We start from the raw sequence: 21,803 nt of genomic DNA on the forward strand, positions 1-21,803 counted from the left end.
CGGTGCAGCTGATGTCCCGGTTTCTCGACCGGGTCAGCGGGGACGCGGCAGGTCGCCGAAGAGCGAGCCCTGCTCGCCGAGCGAGCGGGCTCGGCCGCTGGGACGGCCGAGTCCGGCGGCCATCGCGACCGCGTTGTCCCATTCCGGGTCGGCGAGGTATTCGGTGTGCTTCAAAACTCCGGGCGCCCAGCGCCGACGACCGTCGGGCGCGCGCAGCGGATCTGGCAGCCAGTGGTCGCCGCCGAGGACCAGGACCCCGGCGTCGTCCGGCTTGGCTTCCAGCGGGCCCCAATGGCCTTCGGCCAGGTAGCCGTCGCCGAGCAGGTGTTTTCCGCTGGTCTGATGCCGCCAGGTGGTGACGCCGCCGCCGAAGATGTCGGTGCCGCGGCACAACGCCCGCCATCGGCCGTCGAGCGTCGAGAACAGGTCGGCCAGCGAGTCCTGCGGCAGCACCGCCGGGAACGCCCGCTGGTAGCCCCACTGCAGCGGAGATCCCGCGGTGAGCAGTCCGACGCGGTCGCGTTCGTCCGGCGGAAGCTCGGCGCACAGCCGGGCCGCGGTGAGCACGGTGAGGATGCTGCCGAGGTTCAGACCGGAAAGCACGACGCGAGTGCCCGGTTCGGCTAGGTGCTCCTTGACCCGCGCGGTCAGTTCGGGCACTACCTTGAGCGCGTAACACGGCGGCACGCCCGGATGTGCCGCGCGCGGCCAGAACGACACGAGGTCCGCGAGCGCGCCGAGGTGCCGGCTGCGCTGCGGCGACCGGGCGGCGGAGTAGACCACCCGCAGCAGCCCGGCGGCGAGACCGCCGAGCGCGAAGACGCCGAGTGCGGACACCGGCGTGAACCAGCCCGGATGCAGTCCGAACCCGAACCGGACCACGAGCAGCGCGGCCGCACCGACGCACAGGCCCAGCGTCACGATCATCGCCAGGTGGTGCAGGTGCCGGCGTTCCCAGGCTGAGCGGGCCCACGCCCGGGCGGCGTCTTGTTCCTGCTGCCGGTCGTGCTCCATCAGTTCGACGATCGGCGGGATCCCGCGCCGGCGGCGGCGCAGCGGGACGGCGATCGCGTAGCCAGCCACCGAAAGCAGCCCGATCAGACCGAGCCCGCCGCCCCACAGCACGGTGATCAGGTCGTAGGTGGTGGGCAGCGCGAGCCCGTCGGTGCGCAGCAGTTTCCGGACCACGATCGCCAGCCCGGCGCCGAATCCGCCGCCGAGCAACCCGGCCAGCGCCAGCACCGGAGCCGCGGCCCAGCCCCCGAGCCACGGTCGCAGCCGGCGTGGCCGGTCCTTCCAGCTCGACCGGGCCAGCAGCGCCGACGGGATCAGCGCGAGCGCGAACAACGCGGTGACCACCAGCAACGCGCCGCCGAGCCCCTCGACAGTGTTGTCGACGCCCGGCAACCGGTCGCCTACCGGCGCGGCCAGGAAAGCGGCCACGACGACCAGCGCTGTCGCGAAGGTCATCAGGGTGCGCCGCGCGACGCGTCCGGTGTCGCTGCCGACCGCGGCCCCGACTAGCACCGCGAACACCAGCGCGAGCGCGCAGCTCCACGCGATCAGCTGCGGTAGCCGGGTCGGCACGCGGAATGGTCCGCCCAGCAAGGGCAAGGCAATACAGGCGAGTGCCGCGACCGCGTGCAGTGCGGACATTCCGGGCGCTTCCGGATCGGCGCGCACATGCAGCGGCGCGCCTTTCCGGCTGGGATGTTCGGGCGATCGCACCCGCCAATTCGTGGCGGACATCCGGTGCAGCACCGCGACCAGCGCCAGCAGGACGGCCACCCCGGCGCCGAGCCTCCACGGCCCGGTACGCACTTCCCGCGGCACCCAGCCGAGGCAGGCCCGGCCGGGCGCGAGGCATTGGGTGGCGACGAGGTCCAGCACCGCCGCCGTGACCTGGCTGACCAGCAGCATCGTCAGCAGCACCGCGGCGATCCGCAGCAGCCCGCGGCACAGCCCGCCGAGCCAGCGGCCGCGGTGCACCGGCGGCAGCATCCAGAACGCGACGTTCGCCAGCGAAAACGGGAAGAGCAGCGCCCAGGTGGCCTTCGCCGCGCCGCCGGACGTCATGCCGCTCCACAGGTAGCCTTCGACTGTGCGCGGGATCGACCGGCCGAGCGCGGGAACCACCGGGCCAGGCGCGGGGCGGCGGAGCCGGTCGGCCGGGCGCATCACGCGGCCGAGCCCGTCGCCGGCGACGTCGACGGCCTGGACCGTGTCGAGGAGCGTTTCGCCGCTCGTGCCCACGAGCCCGGACACCCTGATTTCGACGATGCGGGTGTCAGGTCCGGGGAGCGGGGCGGGCACGGTAAGGGTCTCCTCATCCGTTCGATTCAGGGTCGAGCCGACAACGGTACTGTTCAGGTGCCATCAAACCTTGGAGGAACCGCACTATGACCCCCGAAAGCGTTGTCAAGCGGCACGACACCCGGGGCGGCATCGAATTCGCCGTCGCCGATCTCGACGCCGCTGAGTTCGGCCGGAAGGAGATCCGGCTGGCGGAGCACGAGATGCCCGGCCTGATGGCGCTGCGCCGCGAATACTCGGAGGTCTACCCGCTGCGCGGCGCGCGGATCGCCGGTTCGCTGCACATGACGGTGCAGACCGCGGTGCTGATCGAGACGCTGGTGGCGCTGGGCGCGGAGGTCCGCTGGGCCTCGTGCAACATCTTCTCGACCCAGGACCACGCGGCCGCCGCGGTCGTGGTCGGCCCGCACGGCACGCCGGAGGAGCCCAAGGGCGTACCGGTGTTCGCGTGGAAGGGCGAGACGCTCGAGGAGTACTGGTGGTGCACCGAGCGGATGCTCACCTGGGAGGGCGAAGGCCCGAACATGATCCTCGACGACGGCGGCGACGCCACCATGCTGGTGCACAAGGGCACCGAGTACGAGAAGGCGGGCGTGGTTCCGCCCGCCGACGACGAGGACCCCGAAGAGTGGAAGGTCTTCTTGGAGCTGCTGCGTGCTTCGGTCGCGGCGGACTCGGGCAAGTGGACCGCCATCGGCCAGGGCGTCAAGGGCGTCACCGAGGAGACGACGACCGGGGTGCTCCGGCTGTACCAGCTGGCCGCGGCGGGTGAGCTGCTGTTCCCCGCGATCAACGTCAACGACTCGGTGACGAAGTCGAAGTTCGACAACCGCTACGGCATCCGCCACTCGCTGATCGACGGCATCAACCGCGGCACGGACGTGCTGATCGGCGGCAAGGTCGCGGTGGTCTGCGGTTACGGCGACGTCGGCAAGGGCGCGGCGGAATCGCTGCGCGGCCAGGGCGCACGGGTGATCATCACCGAGATCGACCCGATCTGCGCGCTGCAGGCGATGATGGACGGCTACCAGGTCAAGCGCCTGGAGACGGTGCTCGACGAGGGCGACATCTACGTGACCACCACCGGCAACAAGAACGTGGTGATGGTCGAGCACATGGCGCGGATGAAGCACCAGGCGATCGTCGGCAACATCGGCCACTTCGACAACGAACTCGACATGGCCGGCCTCGCGCGGTACCCGGGTGTGCGCCGGGTGAACATCAAGCCGCAGGTCGACGAGTGGGTGTTCCCGGACGGCAAGAGCATCCTGGTGCTGTCCGAGGGGCGCTTGCTGAACTTGGGCAATGCGACCGGGCACCCGAGCTTCGTGATGTCGAACAGTTTCGCGAACCAGGTCATCGCGCAGGTCGAGCTCTTCACGAAGACTGAGGAGTACGACAAGGAGGTGTACCGCCTCCCGAAGAAGCTGGACGAGAAGGTGGCGCGGATTCACCTGGAAGCGCTCGGCGGGGAGCTGACGAAGCTGACGAAGGAGCAGGCGGAGTACATCGACGTGGACGTGGAAGGGCCGTTCAAGTCGGAGCACTATCGGTACTGATCGCCGTTTCGGCAGACACTGAAGCCGCCCCGGGGCCTCGTCCTGGGGCGGCTTTTGTCTGCCGATTTCTCAATTTCTGTTCGGCCCTCCCGGGCATTCCTGGCTGTGCAGCGACTGGCACGCCTGGGCTGACGCCGCCGAAGCCAACGGTCTTCTCGTCTGCTAGCCCCGCGGGTACCGCATGGTCAGCAATGCGGTTGCCGCCCCGCCGATCCCGCGGTAAACGTGCGCTACGTCGGCGGCAAAGGCATGCGTCTCGTTCGGCGAAACAATCACCGGCGCGTTCGCTGCCCCCGTTTCCACCGCGCCGCTCAGCACCGTCACAATCTCCCGCACCCCCGGACTGTGCGGGGCCGAAACCTGGCGCGTCTCGCGAATCGTCAGCCGATAAACCTCGGTAACCTCCGACGACTCCTCCCACCGTCCCAGCAGTACTGCCGAAACGCTGTCTCCCTGCGCCTCCGCCGGGCCGTCGAAAAGCAGATCGCTCAGCGGAATCGACAGCGCGGTCGCGATGGCGAACAACGTGTCGAGGGTCGGATTCCGCCGCCCGTTCTCCAATTCCGACAGCGTTCCCTTGCCCAGTCCGCTGTCCGCGGCGAGTGCGGTCAGCCCCAGGCCGGCTCGGGTGCGCAGGGTTCGGATCCGGTTGCCGACCGCGGCGGCGAGCGCGCGACCGGGCAGGTCAGGGGAGGCAGGCACCCGGCCTAGTCTAGTGTTCTGTTTACAGAACGGCAGGAGGCAGACGATGTCGGCAACCCAGAACGTGCAGAACGCGCTCGAAACGGCCGGAGCCGCCGGGCAGGCTCGGACGCTTCCGCAGTCCACGCGGACCGCGGCCGAGGCTGCCGACGCGCTCGGCTGCGAGGTCGGCGCGATCGCCAACAGCCTGGTCTTCATGGCCGACGGCCAGCCGCTGCTGGTCTTGACCAGCGGCGCGCACCGGGTGGACGTCGAGGCGCTGGCCGCGCGGCTCGGGCGCGAGCGGATCCGGCGGGCGAAGCCGGACGAGGTGCGGGCGGCGACCGGGCAGGTGATCGGCGGGGTGTCGCCGGTCGGGCATCCGGCTCCGGTGGAGACCGTGGTGGACGAGGCGTTGCGGCGGTATCCCCAGCTGTGGGCGGCGGCGGGCACGCCGAACTCGGTGTTCCCGACCAGCTTCGACGAGCTGGTGCGGATCACCGAGGGCGCGGTCGTGCGGGTGAACTAGTTCCACTCCACCGCGATGCCGGCCAGCCCGGGGCCGGTGTCGCGGAAGTACCCGCTGGTCACCCCGCCGGTGTCGCACGGCAGTTCCTCGGCCTCGACGGGCAGTGCGTCGTCGCGGGCGCGGACTTCGCGGGTGACCCGGGCCGGCATCGCGGCCGGCGCGAACTGCAGCTGCAGCAGGTAGCTCGCGCACTGATCGCGCAGCATCCGGTAGTACCCGGGGAACGTGACGGCCGAGTTGTCGTGGATCTCGAAGCAGAAGACGTGGATCTCGCCCTCGGCGAGCTTCCGGTCGAACAGCAGCTCGGTCGCCATCGTCTCGCGGGCCGGGTGCCGGCGGATCCGGCCGACCCGGCAGCCTTCGGCGGTGATCAGCTCGACGTCGTCGATCCGGCAGCCGGGGTCGCCGTTGTACACCGCGACGTACCGGTCCGGGCCGTGCCGGCGGGCCCGCGTGACCAGCCGGGTGCGGAACTTCACCTGGTGCTGCTTCTCGTCGATGGTGATCTGGTCGTGCACCGACAGCATCTCGAGGTCGGCGTTGGCCTGCCGGGAGGCAGGCGGCGAACCGAGATCGGTCATCAGCTGTTCGACGATCGCGCCCATCTCGCCCGAGCGCAGGTCGTGGAACGACGCCGCGGCCTGGTGCCCGCGCGGTCGCGAGGTGCGCGGGCCGATCAGCACCACCAGCGAGTCCGAGGGCAGCTGCAGCACCGACTCCAGCGCTCGGACGGCGGGCAGCGCCTTGGGCACCTCCGGCTGGCGGAGCCCGCGCTGCCAGTAGCTCAGCGTCGACTGTCCGATGTGGACCCCGCGGAGCGCGAGGTGCGCGCGCAGCCGCGCCAGCGAGAGTCCGCGATGTGCGATCGCGAGCCGCAACGCCTGGTGGAACTCCCCGGTGCGAAGCGCCTCGGCGAGTTCGGGCGGCAGGTCGCTCGAGCTGCGCCGGCCTGGTTCCATGATCAGTGGGCCATCCCCGTCTCGTGCCACCGCTTTCCCTTCGCTTCCCGCCCGTGCGCTGGGCGTGAATGCCGCGGAACGTTCACGTTAGCAGCGCGCGGTCACGGGTCTGGCCCCCGTTTGGTGTGCTTGGCCACGGAAGGGTAACCGTTCCGTGTTCCAGTACGGACCCGGAACACCCCCGTCGCCGGACCAGCACCTTGCTCCGCGTGATCAACCGGTTCACCGTTGTGATCACCCACTGGCACGTCGAGGCGGGAGGTGCGCCGTGGTCCTGGGAAAACACACTCACGCGGGAAGCACCGCCGGGCGTGTCCGGCGGCGCTCGATCACTCGCCGAAGGCATGGTGGACGCCTGCTGCTGGTGGTGGCGTTCACGGGCCTGGCGTTGCCGGTGTCGGCTCCGGGCGCGGGCGCGGCGCAGCCCGCCGACACCGGCAACGCCCACCTGGCCGCCGCGCCGCACAGCGCGGTCGTGCCGCGCGATGGTGCGGGCCAAGTGCAGCAAGCGCCGTCGGACGACGACTGGATCCCGCTGCTCTGCCTGGCCGGGCTGCTGGTCGCGGTGCCGGTCGGCTACTACGCCTACGCGCGCCGCCAGGCTGCCTGAACGAGCCACCCAGTATCTTCGACGGTGTGGGGCGACTGGTCGTAATCGAAGGTCTGGACGGCGCGGGCAAGCGCACGCTGTCCGAGGGGCTGACTGCTGCGCTGACCGACGCGGGAGCGAGCGTCGGCAGTCTCGCCTTCCCACGCTACGGCCGCAGCGTGCACGCCGATCTGGTGCGGGAAGCGCTGCACCGCGGACACGGTGACCTCGCCGATTCGGTGTACGGCATGGCGCTGCTCTACGCGCTCGACCGCAGCGGCGCGGCTGATGAGATCCGCGAGCTGCTCGACGCGAACGACGTCGTCCTGCTGGACCGATACGTCGCCTCGAACGCCGCGTACGCCGCCGCGCGCCTGCACGAGCATGCCGACGGTGCCGTCGTGCAGTGGGTTTGGAACCTCGAAGTGGAGCGATTCGGTCTGCCTCGGCCAGACGCGCACCTGCTGCTTCGGGTGAGCCCAGAGGTCGCCGCCGAGCGTGCCGTACGCCGCGCGGCGGCCGACGCGGCGCGCACCCGCGACGCGTTCGAGTCGGACGATTCGCTGCAGCAGCGTTGTGCCGCGGTGTACGACGAGCTGGCGGCGGCTTCGTGGCTGGCGCCGTGGCATGTGCTGGACGGCGTCGCGGGGGTTGACCTGCCGACGCTGGCGAAGTCCTTGCTCGCTTAGCCAAGGGGCCGCGGTGGCGGTGCGCCCGTCCCGTCCGTGAAGGGCCCCTTGAGGGACTTGGCTTCCGGCAAGGGGCCCTTCACGGACCGCGGGTGCGGCGGGAGGCGTCCGCTACTTCGCCGGGCGAGCCGCGTCGAACCTCGCCGGGTCGAACAATGCGATCGGATGACGGGTCGTGCCGTCGATCACCAGGTCCGCGAGGATTTCCCCGACCACCGGGACGAACTTGAAGCCATGTCCGGAGAACCCGCACGCGACGACCGCGCGCGGATGCTTCGGGTGCGGGGCGATCACGAAATGCTCGTCCGGGGTGTTGGTGTAGAGACAGGTCGCCGCGCGGCGGAAGGTCGCCGGTAGCGTCGGCAGCCGGGAACCGACGACGTCCGCGACCGCGCGCACCTCGGCGTCGTGGATCCGCCGGTCGATCGTGTCGGCGGTGCACGGCTCGCCGCCAAGGTGCACGGCGACTTTCACGCCTTGCGCGGTGTGCGCGGGAAATCCGTAGAACTGGCCGCCTTCCGCGGTTTCCCAGAGGTACACGGGATGATCGGCGAACGGGCGCACGTCCGCTGGTTCGAACCAGTACTGGACCTGCCGCTGCACCTCGAATTCCACGCCGAGATCCCCGAGCAGCTCCGGCGCCCACGCGCCGGGGCACAGCACGAGCCGTTCGGCGGTGTAGTAGTTCGAAGCGGTGCCGACGCGCACTCCGGCGTCAGTGCCGGTCCAGGTGAACACCTGCTCTTCGTGGTGCAGCTCGGCCCCGTGGCGCGCGGCGAGTCGCAGGTGCTCGGCGACGCTGCCTTCCGGCGACACGAAACCGGCGCCCGGCTCCCACAGCGCCACCTCGTCGTCGGCGGGAGCGATGGTGGGGAAGCGGCGGCGGATCTCACCCGCGGACAGGATTTCGTGCGGGATGTCGAACTTCTCCGCGGAAAGCGTGCTGCCGGTGATGGTGCGCGACTCCGGCGGTCCGCCCATCACCGCGCCGCAGCGGGTGAACAGCGCGCGTCCGGAGTCGCGTTCCAGCTCGTCCCACAGCTCGTGCGCGCGCAGCAGCAGCGGTACGTAATCCGGGCCTTCGAGGTACGCCTGCCGCGTGATCCGCGATCCGCCGTGGCTCGAACCGAGGTTGTGCACCGGCGCGTACTGGTCGATCCCGAGCACCTTCTGGCCCCGTTTCGCCAGCCGGTACGCCGCCGCGCTGCCCATTCCGCCGAGTCCGACCACGATCACGTCGTAATGCGTCATTCCGTGCTCCTCAACGGTTCCGCCGTCACTTTCGCCGGGAGCCGTTTCCCGAAGCACTCGATTTCGACCGGCGTGCGCGGCCGGGCGTACTCGACCGGGAGCCAGGCGTAGGCCAAGTTCTTGCCGACGGTCCAGCCGTATGTGCCGCTCGTGACGTACCCGGCTGGCCGGCCTTCGGCGTACACCGGTTCTCGGCCGTGCAAAACGGAATGCGCGTCGTCGACGGTCAGGCACACCAGTTTCCGGCGCACAGTCGCGGGCGAACGACCGCGAAGCGTGTCCCGGCCGAGGAAGTACCCCTTGTCCATCCGGACCGCGAACCCGAGGCCGGCCTCGTACGGGTCGTGCTCGGTGGTCACGTCGACGCCGCAGCGGCGATGCCCCTCTTCCATCCGCAGGCTGCGCAACGCGTCCTGCCCGGCGGCGAGGATTCCGTGCGGCTGCCCGGCCGTCCACACCGTGTCCCACAGCAACCGGCCGAGGTCCGCGTCGGTATGCAGCTCCCAGCCGGGTTCGCCCACCTCCGATACGCGCAGCACGGTCACCGGCACGTCGCCGACGTAGCCTTCCCAAGCTCGCGAGTCCGATGTGGACAGTTCGGGCAGCACGGCCGGAGCCGCCGGTCCCCACAAGCCGAGGCAGCAGGTGCCGGAGGTGGTTTCGCGCAGCTGAACGGTCCCGTCGCCGGGGAGGTGGCGGCGCAGCCAGGCGACGTCGCGGTGATGCCGCACCGCGACGTGGAAGCGTTCGGGCTGCAGCCGGGCCACCGTGAGATCGCTGCGGACCCCGCCGTCTTCGCCCAGCAGCAATGTCTCGGTGACGGACCCGGGCGGCCGGTCGAGCTGGTTCGTGGTCATCGTCTGCAGGAAGGGCAGCGCGCCGCGGCCGGTGATTTCCAGCCGTCGCCGCGGTGTGAGGTCGAACAGCGCCGCCCGGGTTCGCGTGGCGATCGCTTCCGCCTCGCCGGTGGAGTACCGCTGTGGCCGCGTCCAGCCGTCCTCTTCGCGAAACGCCGCGCCCAACGCGACTTCGCGTTCGTAGCAGGGCGTGGTCCGCGCCAGCGCGCTCGCCGGCCGCGGATGCCCGGCCGAAGCGAAGCTGCGCTCCCGCACGCGGTTGGGTGCGAGCTGCATCCGGTCGAACCGTGCGAGGTCGACCGAATGGAGGTCGAGATGCGCTTGGCCCTCGACCAGCCATCGCGCCAGTTCTCGCGCCACGCCGGCGGACCACGCGCCACCCAGCGCTTCGGCGACCCAGAACCCGTCGAGATCCGGATGCTCGCCCAGCAGCGGCGACCCGTCCGGGGTGCCGGGGACCAGCGTCCGAGCCCCTTCCTCGATCTTCGCATCGGCCAGCGCGGGCACCAAGCCGAGCGCCGCCGTCCAGGACGCTTCGAAGCCGTCCGAAGTGAACGGCCCGGTCGGGTCCATCGGGCCGAGCGCGCTGACGCCCAGCCGGTCGACGTGTTCGCGCACAGCCAGCCCGGCGCCGCGCAGCAGGGGTTTGCCCGCTTCGGTGAAGTCGTCGTTATGCCCGGTCAGGCCCGCCAGCGGGGTGCTGCGAGCGTGGTGCTGGACGATCGGCACCACGGGGATGGCGAGATCGACCAGCCGGCCGAGCTCAGGACTGCGCACCCCGGCACAGGAGATGACGATGTCGGCGCGGAACCGGTCGGTCGCGGTCGCCGCCGCGGTCACCCGCCCGCCCGCGGCCACGATCTCGACCACGTGTTGCCCGGTCCGGAACTTCGCGCCCCGAGCTTCGGCGCGACGGGCTTGCGCGAGTGCCGCGCGGACCGGCTTGATCAGCCCGTCTCCCGGGAAGTGCAGCCCGCCGAGCACCTTCGAAGCGTCGAGCAGCGGGTGCAGCTGCGCGCATTCGCCCGGACTGCGGAGATAGCCGCGGATGCCGGAGGACGTCGCCCAGCCCAGCCGTTGCCGCAGCTCGGCAAGCTGCTCCGCGCTCGTCGCGAGCTCCAGGCTGCCGACCGGCTGAAAGCACCAGCCGCCGTCGACGGTCAGCCCGCTGTACTTCTCCGCGGTGTACTTGGCGAATTCGGTTGCGGTACGGCCGGCGTGAGTGCGAAACAGCAGTCCCGGCCCGGCCGGGGCGATCGCCGGCTCTCGTTCGAGCACCGTGACGTCCGTCCAGCCGCGTTCGGTCAGCTCGTCGGCGACCGCGCAGCCGAGGAGCCCGGCTCCGATCACGACCACGCGCGGTCGAGCTGCCATCGCGAAGTACCTCCGGGACAGGCGCGTTGCGGATGGAGATCGGTGTTCCGTCTACTGCAACTCACAAGCTGCGGGATCGCGGACGCGCTGTCAAGAGAGCCCGCGCGGCGCCGGTTCCGGGCCGGGTCAGGAGGAGAAATAGCCGAGCTGCGCGGACAGCTCCCGGGCGGCGTCCGCCATCGGCTCGACGATCTGCCGGATCCGCTGCTTGGACAGCCGGTAGGAGGGGCCGGACGCGCTCATCGCCGCGACCACTTCTCCGCCTGGACCGCGCACCGGCACCGCGACCGCGTGCATGCCCAGCTCCAGTTCCTCGAAACAGACCGCGTAGCCGTCCTCGGCGACCCGTTCCAGCTCGGATTGCAGCTCGTCCGGGTCCACCGTCGTGCGGGGCGTGTACTGCTCCAGCTCGTGCCCGAGCATCCGCTTGCGGTCGGCCTCGTCCATCGCCGCCAGCAGCACTTTGCCGCTGGACGTGGCGTGCAGCGGGGTGCGCTGCCCGGTCCAGTTCTGCGTGGTGATCGCCGCCGAGCCGCGGGCCTGGCTGATGTTGATCGCGACCCCGTCGTCGGCGATCGCGATGTTCACCGTCTCGCCCAGTTCCTCGGCCAGCGCCTGGCAGGTCTGCCTGCCCAGCTTCGCCAGGTCCATCCGCCCGGTGGCGGCCCCGGCCAGCCGGACCACGCCGAACCCGATCGCGTACTTGCCGCGCTCGCCCAGCTGCTCGACCAGCCCGTGCGCCTCCAGCACGCTCAGCAGCCGGGACGCGGTGGACTTGTGCACGCCCAGCTCGCCGGCGATTTCGGTGATCCCGGTTTCCCCGTTGCGCGCCAGCAGCTCCAGGACGGTGATCGCCCGGTCGACGGACTGCACCGCGCTTCCGGTTGCGTTTCCCGAGTCCTGGTTCCGCATAGCGCAACAGTAACCGCTTGGCGACGATCTGTTCGGCTGAGCGGGCGAATCCGGTCCGGACACCTCCGGATGGCCCAGTGCTGGCCGGTGATCTTGATCTTTCCGGTGGTCAAACGCGCGGGTCGTGCGCATCGGTGCGGGAGGTAGTGCGAACATGTGGTCATGAAGGCACGTGTCTTGGTGGTCGACGACGACCCGGCGCTGGCGGAGATGCTCACCATCGTGCTCCGCGGCGAAGGGTTCGACACCGCGGTGGTCGCGGACGGCTCGCGGGCGCTGCCCGCGCTGCGGGAGCTGAAACCGGACCTCGTCCTGCTCGATCTCATGCTGCCCGGAATGAACGGCATCGACGTGTGCAAGGCGATCCGCGCCGAGTCCGGCGTGCCGATCGTCATGCTCACCGCCAAGAGCGACACCGTGGACATCGTGCTGGGCCTCGAGTCCGGCGCCGATGACTACGTGGTCAAACCGTTCAAGCCGAAGGAGCTGGTCGCCCGCGTCCGCGCGCGGATGCGCCGCACCGAGGCCGAGCCCGCCGAATCGCTCACCATCGGCGACCTGGCGATCGACGTGCCGGGGCACGAGGTGACCCGGGAGGGCAAGGCGATCCCGCTGACCCCGCTCGAGTTCGACCTGCTGGTGGCGCTGGCCCGCAAGCCGCGCCAGGTGTTCACCCGCGAGGTCCTGCTGGAGCAGGTGTGGGGCTACCGGCACGCGGCCGACACCCGGCTGGTCAACGTGCACGTCCAGCGGCTTCGCTCCAAGGTGGAGAAAGACCCGGAGCACCCCGAGGTGGTGCTGACCGTGCGCGGCGTGGGCTACAAGGCCGGCCCGCCGTGATCAGCCGATGACCGGTTTCGCGGGGCGGCTTCGCGCCGCCTTCCGCGCCGCGGTCCGGCTGGCGCGCCGGGTCGTGGTTTTCGCTCGCCGCCGCGCGGTGGCGTTCAACGAATTGTGGAAGCACTCGCTGCAGTTCCGCGTCACGATCTCGACGCTGGCGCTGTCCTCGGCCGTGGTGTTCGTGCTGGGCATGGTCCTGCAGAACCAGATCACCGAACGGCTGCTGGACACCAAGCGCAACGCCGCGGTCGAGCAGACCCAGGCGGTCGCCGACACCGCGGCACGCGAGCTGGTGGGCGTCGGCGGCGAGTCCCCGGACGCGCTGCACACGCGGCTGGAGAACGCGGTCAAGAAGATCTCCACCTCGTCCGCGTCCGGCGCGGGCACCACCGCGGGCGCGTTCGAGCCGGTGCTGGCCAGCGTCGGCCGGGGCCAGTCGGACACCGACCCGGTGTACGTCGGGCCGTTCGCCTCGGTGCCCGAGCGGATGCGCCAGTTCGTCGAAGCGGATCACCTCGCCCGGGTCGAGCACACCGTCCAGGACGCGAACGGCGTCCGCACGACGTACCTGATCGTCGGCACCCCGCTGACGTCGGTGGCGAGCCCGGTGCAGCTGTACTTGCTGTTCCCGCTCACCACTGAGCAGACCACCGTCTCGACGGTGCAGAACACGCTGTTCGTCGCCGGCCTGGTGCTGCTGCTGTTGCTGGCCGGCATCACGAACCTGGTGGTCCGCCAGGTCGTGCGGCCGGTCCGGCAGGCGGTCGCGGCGGCCGAACAGTTCGCCGGCGGCGACCTCGACCAGCGGCTGGCCGTGGTCGGCGAGGACGACCTGGCGAAGCTGGCGGTGTCCTACAACGGCATGGCCGCGAGCATCCAGAACCAGATCCGTCAGCTCGAGGAGTTCGGCGGCCTGCAACGCCGGTTCACCTCCGACGTGTCGCACGAGCTGCGCACCCCGCTGACCACCGTCCGGATGGCCGCGGACGTGCTGCACGCGTCCCGCGAGCAGTTCCCGCCCGGCCTGGCCCGCTCCACCGAGCTGCTGGTCGACGAGCTCGACCGGTTCGAGGCGCTGCTCGGCGACCTGCTGGAGATCAGCAGGCTCGACGCGGGCGTGGAGGAGCTGTCCGCGGACTACATCGACGTGCGCCCGATCGCTACCCGCGCGGTCGAACAGGTCCGGGTGCTGGCCGGGACCGCGGGCAGCGCGGTCGAGCTGGTGCTGTCCGACGAGGACGCCTCGGCCGAGGTGGACGCCCGCCGGATCGAGCGCATCCTGCGCAACTTGCTGGCCAACGCGGTCGACCACAGCGATGGCAAACCGGTGGTGCTGACCGTCGCGGTGAACGAGTCCGCGGTCGCGGTGACCGTGCGGGACTACGGCATCGGCCTGCGGGCGGGGGAGGCCGAGCTGGTGTTCAACCGGTTCTGGCGCGCCGACCCGTCGCGCAACCGGCGCACCGGCGGCACCGGGCTGGGCCTCGCGATCAGCCAGGAGGACGCGCGGCTGCACGGTGGCATCCTGGACGCGTGGGGCGAGCCGGGGCACGGCGCGTGCTTCCGGCTCGTCGTGCCGCGCCACCAGGGCGTGCCGATCGGGGACAGCCCGCTGGTGCTGCCGCCGCCGGACGCCGTTTCGGAAATCACGCTGTCGCCGTCGTCGGTCGCCGAGCTGCAGCCCGCGCCGGAGGCGATCCTCGCCGATCCGGCCCCGGACCGGGAGGAGGTCGGCCAGTGAGGCGAGTGCTTCTTCTGCTCGCCTGCATGCTGCTGCTGGCGAGCTGCGCGAACGTCCCGCAGGAATCGCAGCCGGTAGTGGTGCCGGTCGAGAAGGCACCGCAGCAGGTGAACGATGCCGCGGAACCGCCGCCCAACGCCGACCCGCTCGACATCGTGCGGCTGTTCATCAAGGCCAACGCGGACCCGTGGTCCGGCAACGCCGCGTCGCGCGCGTTCTTCGACGACAAGCAGCGCGGCGCGTGGAAGGCGAACCGGTCGATCACGATCATCGACAAGACGTTCAGCACGGTCTACGACACCACCCCGACCCCGCCGACGTCGACCTCCACCGCGCCGCCGGACCCGAACGAGCGCACCGTGTCGATGCGCGGCTCGATGCTCGGCAAGATCAGTTCGGACTCCACGTTCATCCCCGGCAGCGGTTCGGTCGAGCAGACCTTCCAGGTGCGCAAGCAGGCGGACGGGGCCTGGCGGATCTCCAGCCCGCCGCCGCCGGTGCTGTACGTGACCGACGACGAGTTCGACGGGAACTACAACCGCGTCGCGGTGAGCTTCTACTCGCCGGATTCCGGCACCTTCGTGCCCGACCTGCGCTACGTCCCGGCCAAGCCGCAGTCCGGCCTGCCCGGCCGGGTGATGGACATGATCCTGCAGGGCCCGTCCGCCGGGCTGGCGGGCGCGGTGAAGAACCTGTTCGGCGACGGCGTCTCGCTGGAATCGAACGTGACGAACAACGACGACGGCTCGCTGACCGTGCAGCTGAGCGGTCTCACCGGGGCGAGTCCGGAAACCAGAACGCTGATCGCCGCCCAGATCGTGCTGTCGATGACGGCGGTCACGTCCACCCGGATCCGCTTGCTCGCCGACGGAGCGCCGCTCGTGCGCGACCACGAGTACTGGCGCAGCAGCGACCTGCCGAGCTACAGCACGGCTTCGTCGCCCAGCCTGGACCTGCTGGGCATGATGACCAAGGGCGGACGGGTGCTGTCGCTCGGCGACGGAAACGGCATCCCCGGCCCGGCCGGCAACGGCGGGCTCCCCGTGGTCAGCGCCGCCCAGTCGATCGACGGAAAGCGGCTGGCGGTGGTCGCCCAGGACGGCGACCGGGTCAGCCTGCACATCGGAGACCTGGGCAGAGACCTGCCGGCCGTCGACCTGAGCGGCGGCACACTGAGCCGCCCGACCTGGCGTCCGTCGGCCGTCGGAAGCACGTCGAACGAGGTGTGGACGGTCGTCGACCACTCGATCATCGCGCGGATGGCGCTGGACCAGAAGGGCAACTGGCAACGCCAGAGCGTCAACGCGAACGACCTGCTCGCCCTGGGGCCGATCGGCGTGCTGAGGCTGTCCCGAGACGGTGCCAGAGTGGCGGCGACGGTGAACGGTCAGCTGGTGGTGGCGTCGGTGGTGCGCAGCGGGGGAACGGTGACGCTGCGCGAGCCGCGAGTGCTGCAGCCGGGAGTGCTGGCGGACGTGTCGGACGTCGACTGGGGTGCGACGGCGGAGACGCTGGTCGTGGTGACCTCGTCCCCGTCGCAGCCGGTGGAACGGCTGACGGTGGACGGACGGCAGATGAACGCCTACAACAGCTCGAACCTGACGGCCCCGGTCCGGGCGGTCGCGGCGGCCCCGAACCGGCCGATCGTGGTGGCGGACGCCGGGGGCCTGTGGAACGCCACGGAACTGGGAGAGGTGTGGCGGCCGCAGCCGCACACGCAGGCGGACGCGGATCCGTTCTACCCGGGCTGAGGCAGTTTCGCTCCCAGCGCCCCAGCCAGCTCGGCTCGTTCCGGTCGGCTTGGCTCGGCTCGCGCCAGTCGGTTCGGCCCGTTCCGGTCGGCTCGGCTAGCCAAGTTTCCGCCGCCCGCCTGCCGAGATCAATCGTGCTCTGACCTGCCCGTTTGCCTCCCGTAGCCGGACCGTCCGCACGATCGCCCGCTCGTGCCGCATCCAACGCCGTCGGAAACTGTCGGTGGCGTGATGCACACTCTGCGTCATGTTGAGCCTTCTGCTGAACCTGCTCCTCCCGGCCTGCTGTGCCGGCTGTGAAACCCGCGGTGCGCCCGTGTGCCCCGCCTGCTGCCGAACCTGGGCATCCCCTGCCGAGGTCAGCCGAGCACCGCTGGCTGCGCTCGCCCCGGCGTATGCGTTGGCGCGCTACGAGGGCGTCCCGAAACAGATCTTGATCGCCTACAAGGAACGTGGCCGCCGCGACACCGCCCCGTTCCTCGGCCGAGCGCTCGCCGCCGGCCTGGCGGCGCTCCCCGGCTCGAGAGCCAGTCCGTGGTGTCTCGTCCCCGCCCCGAGCCGACGAGTCGCGTCCCGGGGCAGGGGAGGTCCGCACGTGCAGCGCATGGCCGAAGAGGCCGCCCGGTTGATCGGCGGCTGCGTCGCACCCGCGCTGGTCCTGAGAGGCGGCCGCGACGCGGTCGGCCTGAACCGGTCCGAGCGAGCGGCCAACCTGGAGGGCCGGCTCCGCTTCGTGGCCGCCGGCCGCCCGCCGCCGGGAACGAGCGTGGTGGTGGTGGACGACGTGATCACCACAGGAGCAACGTCCGCCGCGTGTGTCACGGCGTTGAAAAACGCGGGCGTCCCGGTGGTGGCGGTACTGGCCTTGCTGGCGACAGTCTGAGCGGGCCGAACGAGCCGCTCGGACGGCGATAGACGATTTCGGCGAAAGGAGTTCAGCCTGAGAATGGTCGGTTCAGGTTGCGGCACAGTCGGATTCTTCGCTCCACATCGGACAGTGCCCCGTCGCGTCGGCCGCGCGAGGGCGCGGATCGGCTGGTCCCGTCAACCGGAACCCTCGTCGCCTCCCGAAGTCCGGTGCCGCGTGCTTCGCGGCAGCTGAGACCCCGAATCCTGAACCGCGCCGCTCCGTCTGTCCAGGCTGGCGCCCGAATCCGGTGACGGTCGGCTCGGCCGGTCCGGTCGCAGGAACCCTCGGTCCGTCTCGCCGGAAACCCCGCCTCGTCCATCCCTGGCCCCGGTCAGCGCGCACATGACCACCCGTCCAAATCCCGTCCGCCCCGAATCCTGTCCGCCCCCAAACCCCTGTCTGTTCCCCCAGGCCCCTCCGTCCCAAGTCCCCGGTTCGCCCCAAAGCCCCGCCCGCCCAAGCAAAAACCTGAGCCCTTCGATAATCGCCCGTCCCGCCATTCCTTCGCGGGAAACTCACGCCTGCTCGTTTCAGGAGGTATCTCGTTCCCATACCGACCGCCCCGGGGCGTCACCTACACGAGTGATGTCAAGAGGGAACCCCGCGCCCTCGTCGCCCGTTGTCCGGGCATGAGGGTCAGTGCCGGAATCACTCCCGCAGCCGAACACTCCACCAGGGTGGCGGCTGTGGCGGGCCGGCCGGTCACCCTCGGCTTCCGACGGGTCGCAGGGTTGCGCCGTCCGCGTGAAACATGGGCTCGCGCGTTCGGCCTTCCGTGCGGCGTTTCGGAGCTGCGCACGAGCGCTTCGCTGCGCGCCGTAGCGGGTTTCCGGATCGTGATATCCCCCGGCTCGGGGGCTGTTGCGGACGGCGTGATGAAGCTAACGTGCTCCGCTATCAGCAAAACCCGCAGGCAGGGAGGTGTGCAGCCCATGTCCCTGGCACCGGAGGCCCGCTGAAGTCCGCGTTCGAACATCCGCCACGAGACGTCGTGACCGGCTGCCGAATTCTTCTCAGCCCGCCGAACCCGCGCAGTACCGGTGCCGTGTGAACACAACAGCTCGCCGTTTCTTCAGCGAGGGAGGTCGTGTATGGACATCGTCGTTAAGGGCCGCAACGTGGAGGTGCCCGAGCATTACCGGGCGCTTGTCAGCGAAAAGCTGGCCCGCCTTGAGCGCTACGACAAGAAGGTCATCCGCTACGACGTGGAGCTCTTCCACGAGCCCAACCGCAGGCAGGCCAAGAGCTGCCAGCGCGTTGAGATCACCGGGAAGGGCCGTGGTCCGGCTGTTCGCGCGGAAGCGAGCGCAGCCGACTTCTACGCAGCGCTCGATTCCGCCGTCACCAAGCTGGAGAACCGGCTTAGGCGGACACACGACCGCAGGCGCGTGCATTACGGACGCAGCCGCCCGGAGTCGGTCGCCGAGGCGACCTCCGCGGTCGGCGGATCCGATGCCGTCGCTGGGCCCGTCATGGGCACGGCCGTCCTGGACGCACCGGACGCGACCGAACCGATGGTCAACGGTTTCGCGGCCACGAGTGCGGGCGACATCCCCCGGCAGGGGCGCTGGGAAGACGAGGACCTGGGCCATCAGCCCGGCCGCGTCGTCCGCGAAAAGCAACACGACGCGGACCCCATGACGGTGGACCAGGCTCTCTACGAGATGGAGCTGGTCGGCCACGACTTCTACCTGTTCAACGACTCCGAGGCCGGCCGGCCGAGCGTCGTCTACCGGCGAAAGGGCTTCGACTACGGAGTGATCCGGCTGGGCTGACCGGGCCTGGCACACCATCCGCAATCCACCTGCCGGACGGCCCGCACGCACACGCGTGCGGGCCGTCCGCGCGCCCGGAGCCGGGTTCGGCCCGGCCTCTCGTGACCTTCTGCGACGACGTGCGTGCGCGGACCTGCGCGCATTCCCTACGATGGGGGGAGACGGCGGCGGCGCACACGGGCGCCAGCCGTGGCGATACTGCCCGGGACCGGCCTGGGCGCGTTCATGATCAGCTAGTGAGGTCGACCGGATGGTGCTGAACCGCCTGCTCCGCGCGGGCGAGGGCAAGATGGTGAAGCGGCTGCGCAACATCGCCGATCACATCAACACCCTCGAAGACGACGTGAAGGACCTGTCGGACGCCGACCTACGGGCCAAGACCGACGAGTTCCGCGAACGCCACGGCAAGGGCGAGTCCCTGGACGAGCTGCTCCCGGAGGCATTCGCCGTCGCGCGCGAGGCTTCGAAGCGGGTGCTCGGTCAGCGGCACTACGACGTGCAGCTGATGGGCGGCGCCGCGTTGCACCTCGGCCAGGTCGCCGAGATGAAGACCGGTGAGGGCAAGACGCTCACCTGCGTCCTCGCGGCGTACCTGAACGCGATCCCCGGCGACGGCGTGCACGTCGTCACCACCAACGACTACCTCGCCAAGCGCGACGCCGAGTGGATGGGCCGAGTCCACCGCTTCCTCGGGCTCGAGGTCGGCGTCATCATCGCCGAGCAGGACCCGCAGGAGCGCCGCAAGCACTACAACGCGGACGTCACCTACGGCACGAACAACGAGTTCGGCTTCGATTACCTGCGCGACAACATGACTTGGTCGCTCGACGAGTGCGTGCAGCGCGGCCACAACTTCGCGATCGTCGACGAGGTCGACTCGATCCTCATCGACGAGGCGCGGACCCCGCTGATCATCTCCGGCCCGGCGGACCAGTCGTCCCGCTGGTACCTCGAGTTCGCCCGGCTCGCACCGCTGATGCAGGGCATCGACACCACCACGATGGGCACCCGCGAGCGGGTCGAGAAGGCCAACCTGATCAACTCGAAGTACCACTACGAGGTGGACGTCCGGAAGCGCACCGTCGCGGTCACCGAGAAGGGCGTGCGGTACGTCGAGGACCAGCTCGGCATCGAGAACCTGTACGAGGCGGCGAACACCCCGCTGGTCGGCTACTTGAACAACGCCTTGAAGGTCAAGGAGCTGTACCACAAGGACAAGGACTACATCGTCCGCGACGGCGAGGTCATGATCGTCGACGAGTTCACCGGGCGCATCCTGGTGGGCCGCCGCTACAACGAGGGCATGCACCAGGCGATCGAGGCCAAGGAAGGCGTCGAGATCAAGGCGGAGAACCAGACTCTGGCCACGATCACGCTGCAGAACTACTTCCGGCTCTACTCGAAGCTGTCCGGCATGACCGGTACCGCCGAGACCGAGGCCGCCGAGTTCCACCAGACCTACAAGCTGGGCGTGGTGCCGATCCCGACGAACCGGCCGATGGTCCGGGCCGACCGCGCCGACCTCATCTACAAGAGCGAGCAGACGAAGTTCGAGGCGGTCGCCGAGGACATCGCCGAGCGGCACGAAAAGGGCCAGCCGGTGCTGGTCGGCACCACGAGCGTGGAGAAGTCCGAGCATCTGTCGAAGCTGCTGCTCAAGCTGGGCGTGCCGCACGAGGTGCTGAACGCGAAGCACCACAACAAGGAAGCGCTGATCGTCGCGCGCGCCGGCCGGAAGGGCCAGGTCACGGTCGCCACGAACATGGCAGGCCGCGGTACCGACATCGTGCTGGGCGGCAACCCGGACATCATCGCCGACCAGGTGCTGCGCGAGCAGGGCCTGGACCCGGTCGAGCATGCCGAGGAGTACGAGGCCGCCTGGCCGAAGGTGCTCGAGGAAGTCAAGGCCGAGACGAAGGCCGAGGCGGAGGAGGTCCGCGAGGCGGGCGGCCTGTACGTGCTGGGCACCGAGCGGCACGAATCGCGGCGCATCGACAACCAGCTGCGCGGCCGGTCCGGACGACAGGGCGACCCGGGCGAATCCCGGTTCTACCTGTCGCTGGGCGACGACCTGATGCGCCGGTTCAACGCCGCGCTGGTGGAACGCATCATGACCACCTTCCGGCTGCCGGACGACCAGCCGATCGAGCACAAGATGGTCTCCAAGGCGATCAAGAGCGCGCAGACCCAGGTCGAGCAGCTCAACATGGAGACCCGCAAGAACGTCCTCAAGTACGACGAGGTCATGAACGAGCAGCGCAAGGTGATCTACGCCGAGCGCCACCGCGTGCTCGAGGGCGAAGACCTGCGCGACCAGATCGAGCACATGATCGTCGACGTGGTGAAGGCGTACGTCGCGGGCGCGACGTCCGAGGGCTACGCCGAGGACTGGGACCACGAGCAGCTCTGGACCGCGCTGAAGACCCTGTATCCGGTCAGCTTGAACTGGGAAGACCTGATCGAGGACGGCGATCTCGACGGGGAAGGGTTGAGCCAGGCTCTGGTCGACGACGCTCTTGACTGCTACCGCAAGCGCGAGGTCGAGATCGACGAACTGGTCGGCGAGGAAGGCTCGATGCGCCGCCTGGAACGGCAGGTCATGCTGACCGTGCTGGACCGCAAGTGGCGCGAGCACCTCTACGAGATGGATTATCTCAAGGAGGGCATCGGGATGCGGGCGCTCGCGCAGCGGGACCCGCTGATCGAGTACCAGCGCGAAGGCTTCGACATGTTCCGCGCGATGCTCGACTCGCTGAAGGAGGAGGCGGTCGGCTTCCTGTTCAACCTCCAGGTCGAACGCGCCGAGCCGGAACCCGCGCAGCCGGAACCGTCGGCCCTGCCCGGCGGGCTGACCTCCGCGACCAGCGCGGCCGCCGCGGCGTTCGCCAACGACGCCGAGGGAGACGGCGGCAAGCACGCCCGCCCGACCCCGCCGCAGCCCCCGGCGACGGACTCGGAGTCCGTCCCGTCGGCCCTGCGGGGCAAGGGCCTGGGCGGCGGTGTCCAATCCGGACTGACCATGTCCGGCCCTGGCGAAGACGGCGGTGTCGAGTCCCATTCGGACACTGCCGGC

General features: G+C 70.1%; 15 protein-coding genes and 1 pseudogene. 10 read left to right on the forward strand and 6 right to left on the reverse strand.

The window, feature by feature from the left end:
- Positions 1-33: 33 nt before the first annotated feature.
- On the reverse strand, positions 34-2,313 hold the full coding sequence (locus AMYBE_RS0139745; RefSeq protein WP_020664982.1) for a hypothetical protein: 2,280 nt from the start codon (positions 2,311-2,313) through the stop codon (positions 34-36).
- Between the two features lie 86 nt (positions 2,314-2,399).
- Here AMYBE_RS0139745 and ahcY point away from each other — a divergent pair, with 86 nt between their 5' ends.
- Entirely contained in the window at positions 2,400-3,872 is a 1,473-nt protein-coding gene (gene ahcY / locus AMYBE_RS0139750) for an adenosylhomocysteinase (RefSeq protein WP_020664983.1), read from the forward strand.
- Positions 3,873-4,034: 162 nt separating this feature from the next.
- Here ahcY and AMYBE_RS0139755 read toward each other — a convergent pair whose 3' ends face one another.
- Entirely contained in the window at positions 4,035-4,574 is a 540-nt protein-coding gene (locus AMYBE_RS0139755) for a helix-turn-helix domain-containing protein (protein ID WP_020664984.1), read from the reverse strand.
- 46 nt (positions 4,575-4,620) lie between these two features.
- On the opposite strand from AMYBE_RS0139755, the gene AMYBE_RS0139760 reads away from it, so the two are divergent.
- The gene (locus AMYBE_RS0139760) at positions 4,621-5,082 is read left to right on the forward strand and encodes a YbaK/EbsC family protein (protein ID WP_020664985.1); all 462 of its coding nucleotides are present in this window, start codon (positions 4,621-4,623) and stop codon (positions 5,080-5,082) included.
- Here AMYBE_RS0139760 and AMYBE_RS0139765 read toward each other — a convergent pair.
- On the reverse strand, positions 5,079-6,041 hold the full coding sequence (locus tag AMYBE_RS0139765; RefSeq protein ID WP_020664986.1) for a hypothetical protein: 963 nt from the start codon (positions 6,039-6,041) through the stop codon (positions 5,079-5,081). The two genes, AMYBE_RS0139760 and AMYBE_RS0139765, sit on opposite strands and share 4 nt — an antisense overlap.
- A 367-nt stretch (positions 6,042-6,408) precedes the next feature.
- Here AMYBE_RS0139765 and AMYBE_RS0139770 point away from each other — a divergent pair, with 367 nt between their 5' ends.
- Both AMYBE_RS0139770 and AMYBE_RS0139775 read left to right on the forward strand, forming a co-directional pair.
- The gene (locus tag AMYBE_RS0139770; RefSeq protein WP_211226899.1) at positions 6,409-6,651 is read left to right on the forward strand and encodes a hypothetical protein; all 243 of its coding nucleotides are present in this window, start codon (positions 6,409-6,411) and stop codon (positions 6,649-6,651) included.
- A 26-nt stretch (positions 6,652-6,677) separates the two neighbouring features.
- Positions 6,678-7,319 carry a dTMP kinase gene (locus tag AMYBE_RS0139775; RefSeq protein ID WP_020664988.1) on the forward strand — a complete coding sequence of 214 codons (642 nt, stop codon included), beginning with the start codon at positions 6,678-6,680 and terminating at the stop codon, positions 7,317-7,319.
- A 111-nt stretch (positions 7,320-7,430) separates the two neighbouring features.
- Here the strand turns inward: AMYBE_RS0139775 and solA are convergent, their stop codons facing one another.
- The 3 genes from solA to AMYBE_RS0139790 all read right to left on the reverse strand — a co-directional run bounded on the left by solA (position 7,431) and on the right by AMYBE_RS0139790 (position 11,713).
- The gene (gene solA / locus AMYBE_RS0139780) at positions 7,431-8,570 is read right to left on the reverse strand and encodes an N-methyl-L-tryptophan oxidase (RefSeq protein WP_020664989.1); all 1,140 of its coding nucleotides are present in this window, start codon (positions 8,568-8,570) and stop codon (positions 7,431-7,433) included.
- Entirely contained in the window at positions 8,567-10,801 is a 2,235-nt protein-coding gene (locus AMYBE_RS0139785; protein ID WP_027928526.1) for an FAD-dependent oxidoreductase, read from the reverse strand. Before AMYBE_RS0139785 ends, solA begins: the two co-directional genes overlap by 4 nt.
- A gap of 126 nt (positions 10,802-10,927) precedes the next feature.
- Positions 10,928-11,713, reverse strand: a complete 786-nt coding sequence (locus AMYBE_RS0139790; protein ID WP_020664991.1) for an IclR family transcriptional regulator — start codon at positions 11,711-11,713, stop codon at positions 10,928-10,930.
- Between the two features lie 162 nt (positions 11,714-11,875).
- Between AMYBE_RS0139790 and mtrA the strand changes: the two genes are divergently transcribed.
- The 6 genes and pseudogenes from mtrA to secA form a co-directional block, all read left to right on the forward strand.
- Positions 11,876-12,553: an MtrAB system response regulator MtrA gene (gene mtrA, locus AMYBE_RS0139795; RefSeq protein ID WP_005150760.1), complete on the forward strand. Its 678-nt coding sequence runs from the start codon at positions 11,876-11,878 to the stop codon at positions 12,551-12,553.
- Between the two features lie 7 nt (positions 12,554-12,560).
- The gene (mtrB, locus tag AMYBE_RS0139800) at positions 12,561-14,294 is read left to right on the forward strand and encodes an MtrAB system histidine kinase MtrB (RefSeq protein WP_020664993.1); all 1,734 of its coding nucleotides are present in this window, start codon (positions 12,561-12,563) and stop codon (positions 14,292-14,294) included.
- Positions 14,291-16,045 carry an LpqB family beta-propeller domain-containing protein gene (locus AMYBE_RS0139805; protein ID WP_027928527.1) on the forward strand — a complete coding sequence of 585 codons (1,755 nt, stop codon included), beginning with the start codon at positions 14,291-14,293 and terminating at the stop codon, positions 16,043-16,045. The genes mtrB and AMYBE_RS0139805 overlap by 4 nt, the downstream gene beginning before the upstream one ends.
- A gap of 247 nt (positions 16,046-16,292) precedes the next feature.
- Complete coding sequence (locus AMYBE_RS0139810; protein WP_027928528.1) at positions 16,293-16,928, forward strand: ComF family protein; 636 nt, start codon at positions 16,293-16,295, stop codon at positions 16,926-16,928.
- A gap of 1,118 nt (positions 16,929-18,046) precedes the next feature.
- Complete coding sequence (hpf, locus tag AMYBE_RS0139815) at positions 18,047-18,730, forward strand: ribosome hibernation-promoting factor, HPF/YfiA family (protein ID WP_020664996.1); 684 nt, start codon at positions 18,047-18,049, stop codon at positions 18,728-18,730.
- A 250-nt stretch (positions 18,731-18,980) separates the two neighbouring features.
- Positions 18,981-21,537: pseudogene (gene secA / locus AMYBE_RS0139820) on the forward strand (preprotein translocase subunit SecA); the annotation flags it as partial.
- Positions 21,538-21,803: the final 266 nt, after the last annotated feature.

This window comes from Amycolatopsis benzoatilytica AK 16/65, from assembly GCF_000383915.1.
Taxonomy (GTDB): Bacteria; Actinomycetota; Actinomycetes; order Mycobacteriales; family Pseudonocardiaceae; genus Amycolatopsis; species Amycolatopsis benzoatilytica.

Coding starts and splice junctions, on each gene's coding strand:
- AMYBE_RS0139810 (WP_027928528.1), top strand. CDS start 16,293: ATGTTGAGCCTTCTGCTGAACCTGCTCCTCCCGGCCTGCTGTGCCGGC.
- AMYBE_RS0139765 (WP_020664986.1), bottom strand. CDS start 6,041: ATGGAACCAGGCCGGCGCAGCTCGAGCGACCTGCCGCCCGAACTCGCC.
- AMYBE_RS0139790 (WP_020664991.1), bottom strand. CDS start 11,713: ATGCGGAACCAGGACTCGGGAAACGCAACCGGAAGCGCGGTGCAGTCC.
- ahcY (WP_020664983.1), top strand. CDS start 2,400: ATGACCCCCGAAAGCGTTGTCAAGCGGCACGACACCCGGGGCGGCATC.
- solA (WP_020664989.1), bottom strand. CDS start 8,570: ATGACGCATTACGACGTGATCGTGGTCGGACTCGGCGGAATGGGCAGC.
- mtrA (WP_005150760.1), top strand. CDS start 11,876: ATGAAGGCACGTGTCTTGGTGGTCGACGACGACCCGGCGCTGGCGGAG.
- AMYBE_RS0139785 (WP_027928526.1), bottom strand. CDS start 10,801: ATGGCAGCTCGACCGCGCGTGGTCGTGATCGGAGCCGGGCTCCTCGGC.
- AMYBE_RS0139760 (WP_020664985.1), top strand. CDS start 4,621: ATGTCGGCAACCCAGAACGTGCAGAACGCGCTCGAAACGGCCGGAGCC.
- hpf (WP_020664996.1), top strand. CDS start 18,047: ATGGACATCGTCGTTAAGGGCCGCAACGTGGAGGTGCCCGAGCATTAC.
- mtrB (WP_020664993.1), top strand. CDS start 12,561: ATGACCGGTTTCGCGGGGCGGCTTCGCGCCGCCTTCCGCGCCGCGGTC.